The sequence below is a fragment of the Longimicrobiaceae bacterium genome, from assembly GCA_035936415.1.
GTDB lineage: Bacteria > Gemmatimonadota > Gemmatimonadetes > Longimicrobiales > Longimicrobiaceae > JAFAYN01.
Map to the genome: position 1 here is coordinate 1 of DASYWD010000193.1, position 2,534 is coordinate 2,534.

Genomic DNA, 2,534 nt, shown 5'->3' on the forward strand with positions numbered 1-2,534 from the left:
GTGCCCCCGGTAGAGGCCCACCGGGTCGCCCCCGGCGCCGTGCTCGGCCAGGCGCGCCCGCAGCTCCTCCGCATCCGAGCCGACCAGCGCCAGCCGGTGCGCGAAGTGGCTGCGCCCGGTCGCCGCGGTGAAGCACACGTCCGCCGCGTCCTGCTCCGGATGCTCCGAGAAATGCTGCTCCATGCGGCCGACGAGCGCCGCGAGCGCTTCCTCGGACTTCGCCGAGAGCGGGAGCACGAAGGGCGGCCGGGGCGCGTCGGCGGGCCCGGAGTCCTCCGGGACCGGAGCTTCTTCGAGGACGACGTGCGCGTTGGTGCCGCTCAGGCCGAAGGAGCTGACGCCCGCGACGCGGCGCCGCCCGTTGCGCGGCCAGGGGGTGCGCTCGGTGGGGATGGTGAGGGGGAGGCTGTCCCACTCCACGTGCGGGTTGCGCTCGCCCAGGTGCAGGTGTGGCGGGATCTCCTCGTGCTCCAGCGCCAGCACCGCCTTGATCAGCCCCGCCGCCCCCGCCGCGGCCTCCGTGTGGCCGACGTTGGTCTTCACCGAGCCGACGGCGAGCGGCGCGTCGGCCGGGCGTCCCTCGCCCATCACGGCGGCCAGGGCGCGCAGCTCGATGGGGTCGCCCAGCGGCGTCCCCGTGCCGTGCGCCTCCACGTAGCCCACCTCCGCGGGCTTCACGCGGGCGCTGGCGAGGGCGCGGCGGAGCACCGCCTGCTGCGCCGCGGCGTTGGGGACGGTCACGCCGCCGCTGGGGCCGTCGTGGTTCACGGCCGAGCCGCGGATGACGGCCAGCACCCGGTCGCCGTCGCGCCGGGCATCGGAAAGCCGCTTGAGGACCACCACCCCGCACCCCTCGCCGCGCCCGTAGCCGTCCGCCGCGGCCGAGAAGGTCTTGCAGCGCCCGTCCGGCGAGACCGCGTGCATGCGCGACAGCACCACGTTGGTGTCGGGCGAGAGCATCAGGCTCACCCCGCCGGCCAGCGCCAGGTCGGCCTCGCCGCTGCGCAGGCTCTGGCAGGCCAGGTGGGCGGAGACGAGCGCCGACGAGCACGCCGTCGCCACGACCATGCTGGGGCCGTGCACCCCCAGCACGTACGACAGCCGCCCGGCGGGGAAGCTGGCGTCCACCCCGGAACCCACGTAGGCGTCCATCCGCTCCGGGCGGTCCACGTCCATCAGGTGGCGGGAGTAGTCGTGGTTCATGATCCCCACGAACACCCCGGTCTGGCTCCCGGCCAGCCGCTCCGGGGCGATCCCGGCGTCCTCCAGCGCCTCCCACGCCACCTCCAGGAGGAGGCGCTGCTGCGGGTCCAGCGAATGGGCCTCGCGCGGCGCGATCCCGAAGAAGCCGGCGTCGAAGCCCCGCACGTCGTCCAGGAAGCCGCCGGCGCGGACGTACGCCTTCCCCGGCGCGTCCGGGTCCGGGTGGTACCAGGCGTCCGCGTCCCAGCGGTCCGCCGGGACGGTGCGGACCGCGTCCACGCCGTCGCGCAGCAGGCGCCAGAAGGCCGCGGGCGAGTCGGCGCCGCCCGGGAAGCGGCACCCCATCCCCACCACGGCGATGGGCTCGCGGCGCGCCTGCTCGGCGGCGTGGAGCTTCGCCTTCATCTCCTCCAGGGCGAGGAGGAGGCGCTGCTTGTCAGACAGGGTGAGGGTGCGGTCGTCGCTCATCGTCAGGTCCAGTCGTCTTCCCAGGACGTGTCGTTCAGCAGGGTCGCCAGGCGGGCGTCCACCTGCTCCTCGCTCAGCTCCCGGATCCCCGCCAGCAGCCCGGCACCGTCGTCCCCGACCAGCCCGTCCTCCGCGGGCGCCGTTTCCTCCGCGGCGCCGTCCAGGCCCAGCTCCGCGCCCAGGTGCCGGGAGAGCCCTTCCACCGTGGGGTGCTCGAAGAGGAGGGTCGCAGGGAGCGGGCGCTCCAGCGATGCCTGCAGCCGGGTGCGCAGCTCCACCGCCATCAGCGAGTCCATCCCCAGCTCGAAGAGCCGCTGCGAGGGCGCCAGCGGGTAGGACCCGTCCAGCGAGAGCACCGCCCGCGTCTGCGCCAGGACGTGCTCCTCCAGCAGCTCGGGGCGGCGCGCGGCAGGCGCAGCCTCCAGCCGCCGCAGGAACGAGGGTCCGCCCCCGTTCGTGTGCTGCCGCGGGGCCGCCGGGGATCCCTCGCCCGCCAGGTGCTCCAGCAGGGGAGGGACGGCGCCGGGCGCGAAGCGGGACAGGTAGCGGGGCCAGCGCATGGGGAGCACGGCCGCGCACTCCGCACCGGCCGAGAGGAGCGACTCCAGCGCCCCGAGCCCCTCCGCCGTGGCGATCTCGCCGTAGCCCTCCTCGGCGCGGCGGCGGGCGGCGGCCTCGCCCCCGGCCGCGGCCATCCCCACCTCGCCCCACGGGCCCCACTGCACGCTGAGGGCGGGGAGCCCGCGCGCGCGGCGGCTCCGGGCCAGCGCGTCGAGGAAGGCGTTGGCGGCGGCGTAGTTGGCCTGGCCGCGGGTGCCCAGCAGCGAGGCCACGGAGGAGAAGAGGACGAAGAAGTCGAGGGG

The 2,534-nt window shown here is 76.0% G+C and carries 2 protein-coding genes; both read right to left on the reverse strand.

Going from position 1 to position 2,534, the window contains the following annotated elements; translation table 11 throughout:
* Window positions 1-1,671: polyketide synthase (locus tag VGR37_07550; protein HEV2147242.1), on the reverse strand; the 1,671-nt coding region annotated here is incomplete at its 3' end.
* Window positions 1,672-1,673: 2 nt separating this feature from the next.
* Window positions 1,674-2,534, reverse strand: an 861-nt coding sequence (locus tag VGR37_07555; GenBank protein HEV2147243.1) for a beta-ketoacyl reductase, incomplete at its 5' end; no start/stop codon positions are given.